This window comes from Streptomyces sp. NPDC001544 (assembly GCF_042894285.1).
In the GTDB taxonomy this organism is placed as follows: domain Bacteria; phylum Actinomycetota; class Actinomycetes; order Streptomycetales; family Streptomycetaceae; genus Streptomyces.
Genome location: NZ_JBIAVN010000036.1, coordinates 1 through 3,358, shown reverse-complemented (window position 1 = coordinate 3,358; position 3,358 = coordinate 1). Strand labels below are relative to the sequence as shown.

At 68.7% G+C, this 3,358-nt stretch carries 4 protein-coding genes and 2 pseudogenes; 5 read left to right on the top strand and 1 reads right to left on the bottom strand.

Annotated elements, in window-relative coordinates; genetic code table 11:
- Positions 1 to 219 precede the first annotated feature (219 nt).
- The 4 genes and pseudogenes from ACFY0F_RS39075 to ACFY0F_RS39060 all read left to right on the top strand — a co-directional run bounded on the left by ACFY0F_RS39075 (position 220) and on the right by ACFY0F_RS39060 (position 2,237).
- On the top strand, positions 220 to 489 hold the full coding sequence (locus ACFY0F_RS39075; RefSeq protein WP_388805991.1) for a DUF6284 family protein: 270 nt from the start codon (positions 220 to 222) through the stop codon (positions 487 to 489).
- Positions 489 to 1,618: pseudogene (locus tag ACFY0F_RS39070) on the top strand (conjugal transfer protein); the annotation flags it as partial. The gene ACFY0F_RS39075 and the pseudogene ACFY0F_RS39070, both read left to right, overlap by 1 nt.
- Positions 1,619 to 1,620: 2 nt before the next feature.
- Positions 1,621 to 1,875 (top strand): annotated as a pseudogene (locus tag ACFY0F_RS39065) (RRQRL motif-containing zinc-binding protein); the annotation flags it as partial.
- A gap of 44 nt (positions 1,876 to 1,919) precedes the next feature.
- Entirely contained in the window at positions 1,920 to 2,237 is a 318-nt protein-coding gene (locus tag ACFY0F_RS39060; protein WP_388805988.1) for a hypothetical protein, read from the top strand.
- Positions 2,238 to 2,496: 259 nt separating this feature from the next.
- Here ACFY0F_RS39060 and ACFY0F_RS39055 read toward each other — a convergent pair whose 3' ends face one another.
- Positions 2,497 to 2,916 carry a hypothetical protein gene (locus tag ACFY0F_RS39055; RefSeq protein ID WP_388805986.1) on the bottom strand — a complete coding sequence of 140 codons (420 nt, stop codon included), beginning with the start codon at positions 2,914 to 2,916 and terminating at the stop codon, positions 2,497 to 2,499.
- 179 nt (positions 2,917 to 3,095) lie between these two features.
- On the opposite strand from ACFY0F_RS39055, the gene ACFY0F_RS39050 reads away from it, so the two are divergent.
- On the top strand, positions 3,096 to 3,358 hold a 263-nt coding region (locus tag ACFY0F_RS39050; RefSeq protein WP_388805983.1), incomplete at its 3' end, for a hypothetical protein.

Here is a 3,358-nt window from a genome sequence, read left to right as displayed (position 1 = left end):
ACCGAAAGGTCACGTCTCCATACGCCTGCAACGGGAGCCCGCGTTCCCGAAGGAGACACCCGCACGACCTCACCGCCGCAGCCGGTTGCCTCCGCTGCTCGTCTTGCACGAGCAGCGTCGAGGGGAGCCGGATCGTCCGACTTCAACGGCGCGCGGCCCCGGTGCTGGAACACCGGGGCCGCTGTTCGGGCCGTTCCTGTGTGAGAGGAGCCAGACCCAATGAGCCACATCGTTACTGTTCAGGACGCTGTTACCGCGTTCGCTGACTTCGTGGAGCCGACGGACGCAGAGCTGGACGCGATCGAACGTGAGATGCCCGTAATCCTCGCGGACGTCGAGCTGCTGGACGCGCAGATCGTCACCCTGGACCGCATCTCGACCGAGCTGGACGCCCGCCGCATCCGCCGGGCTCGCCGCCGTGCGCTCGCCGCACGGGTCGCGCTGATCAACCGGGCGGCCGGCACGAGCCTTCCGGGCGGTGCGGCGTGATGAGCCGTAAGGAGCTGACCACCCCGCAGCGCTTCGTGCTTGGGGCCGCGTTCGTCATCATGGCCGCCGTCGGCGGCATCGGCGGCTACGGCATCTTCTCCAACATCGGCCACGCCTACGGCACCGGAACCGCACTCGGTGCCGTCGCGGCCGGCGAGGGCGCCACCGCCGTCCTCGGCCTGGTCCTGCTCGGCCTGACCATGCTCGGGCAGTCCTCGCCCCGGGTCGTCCGGTTGGGGCTGTGGGCGCTGCCCGCCGCCGCGTCCGTCATGGCCGCGATGGCGGGGCCGGACGCCGGCCGTACCGTCATCTACGTCGTGACCCCGATGGGCATGTGCGTGTCGGCTGAGGGCATGGCGTTCCTGGCCCGGCGGATCGTCGTCCACACCGACGGCCGCGATGCCGAGGCCGAGGCGCGTGCGGCGGCCGTCGTTCGGGAGCTGGCCTATCACCGCGCGGTCGCCGCCAACCACCCCGACGCCAAGGCCCGGGAGAAGGCGGACAAGCGGTCATGGAAGCTGGCCCGCAGGGTCGGCACCGGTGACCACTCGTTGGGGAGCGGCTGGTCGACGTGCAGCGCGAGCGCGTCACGATCGGTGCGGATGCCGCGCTGGCCGCGATGTTCACCGCCCCCGCTGAGCTGCCCGCCGCACCGACGGCCGACCCGATCTACCCGACGGGCGTCGACAGCATGAATGTGGAGGAATCCACCGAGACCGAGAGGATTCGGTCTACCGCTGATCAGTGCGAATCGACTCCGGTCATGATCACACTGACCCGGCTTCCGGTGCCCGATCCGGTCCCGGCCGATGCCGGAAAGTCGAGCCTTCCGTTCAAGCCCGTGCCCGCCCTCGCGGCACCGGTCGAGTCGACCCCGGACCGATCGACGGTGCCGCGGTCGGTGGCGGCTGAGTCGCCCCGGCCCCCTCGGGCGACGTACTGGGTCCCGGACGCCGCCAAGACGCCCCGGCCCCGCCGCAGCCCGGAGCAGCTTCTCACCGAGGCCCGGACCGTCACGGCCGACTGGACGGACGCGCAGATCACCGGTGAGGGCATCCGCCGGGCTCTGCACGTCTCCCCAGTCAACGCGCGCAAGCTGCGTGACGCGCTGCTCGCCGAGCGGGCCGCGTGATGGGGGCGCTGCCGGTCTTCCGGTGGCGCCTCGCCCTGGACGGCTACGCCACCCGCCGCCAACTCCGCGCACGCGGCCTGCGCCCTGGCGGGCAGGACGTGGCGGCGCAACCGGAACGGCCGCGCCGCCGCCGGCCGCCGCTGGTTGCCTACCTCTACCGCGTCGACCTGGCCAAGCCCGTCCGGCCGATGACGCCCGCGAAACGGGCGGCCCTGGCCAAGGCCAACCGCGCCCGCCGCACCTGCCCCGCGTGCCCTGCGCCTACCCCGACCCTCCCAAGCCCTGAGGAGTGACTGACATGGGCAAGCCCGACACCCGCCGCCTGGACAAGGCCATCCAGCAGACCAACCGCAAGCTCGACGCCGTCCGCAACCGAGAGATGTGGCCGCTGGACGGCCACGAGCGCCGCGCCGTACTGGCCGCGCTCGCCTCCGGCTCCTACCGCATCACCCGGGGCAACAGCACCGCCCGCGCGGACCGGAAGTTGAACACCGCCTGGCAGAGCGCCGAGACCCGCCTGACCGCCGAAATCACCGCTTTGCAGATCGAGCGGCAGCGCGTCGTCACCGAGGCAGCCCGTGACAAGTCCGTCAAGCGGTTGATGGGCTGGTGGTGACCCTGTTCCGAACCAAGCCCGAGGACGCGTCGACGATGCGCACCCGCCCGGGAGCCCCCCGGGCGGACGTGCACGCACCCGGTGGTTTGAGGGCGCCTGCAGGCGGGCCGTGGGGGGAGCGGGACATCGCCCGGCCGCCGAAGTACGGGCGTCCGGCAAAAGGCTCGGTGGTCGACGCCGGCGAGGTGCATAACCGCGAGCTGCACCATGCGGCGAACCGAACAATCCGCCATTCACCTCGCCGGCACTCACCTCCTTCTCACACACCACCCCCTCCAGCGCATAGACTGCTACAAAAAGACCAGAACTCAAAACTGCATTTCCATGACTCGTCACACTCGCATTCCTGGCAGGAGCCGTTTCTTTCGGTTTGACCCGCTAGCAATCCAGCGCTAATCCCAAAGTGGGCAAACACCTCGAAGATCTCTGACAGCATAAGTGTGGACATCAACGGCTTGTAGCATCCGCCGGCGACTCCTCCATTGGCGAATTTGAGGCTCCCTACGAACGCTTCAAAGTCCGTTCGGGGAAGCTTAGCGATGGCGTTGTTGCCAGCCGCGCGGAGTTGCCGCAAGTCATCTGAGCTGCGCACGATCCAGTCGGCGTCGCTAGCGGCTAGAGCACGCAACTCCTTGGCGGTTGTCGCGAGTCGCGAATTGTCAATTTTCTCGATCTTCATAGCTGAGTCCTCTCTTTTCCTTTGTCAGGAGCCCGCCCTGAAGGGTTTACGCTGCTCTCCTGACTCAGCCTCACTAGATTCCGCTTTGTCCACTACCGGTGCTCCGATTTTGTCTGCCGCGGGTTACATAGGCGGGTTGCGTCAGGGGGGACCCGGTTCACTTTCCGGCTCCTGCCCGCATGGGCGCGACAGGTCTAACCTTCTTTCAGGCCGTGGGCGTAGAGCGCCGTTTGCGTCTTTCCCACTCCAACATGCACCGGACCGGCCAGCAACTGGTTGCCTTGCGCAACCAAGGCCTCTTCGTGCCGCTTCCTTCGGGCGCTGCTTGTCGTGCACCCCTACGGCGCAAACTGCCCCGACTGCGGACCCTCGTCTTTGACGACACCCGCGCCACCGAGGGCCATGTGATCCCCGCCCCAGTCGTGGCCAACGGCTCCGCCCC

Bases quoted from the DNA above. Each gene is read 5' to 3' on its own strand.
- ACFY0F_RS39055 (WP_388805986.1), bottom strand. From the start codon at position 2,916: ATGAAGATCGAGAAAATTGACAATTCGCGACTCGCGACAACCGCCAAG.
- ACFY0F_RS39075 (WP_388805991.1), top strand. From the start codon at position 220: ATGAGCCACATCGTTACTGTTCAGGACGCTGTTACCGCGTTCGCTGAC.
- ACFY0F_RS39060 (WP_388805988.1), top strand. From the start codon at position 1,920: ATGGGCAAGCCCGACACCCGCCGCCTGGACAAGGCCATCCAGCAGACC.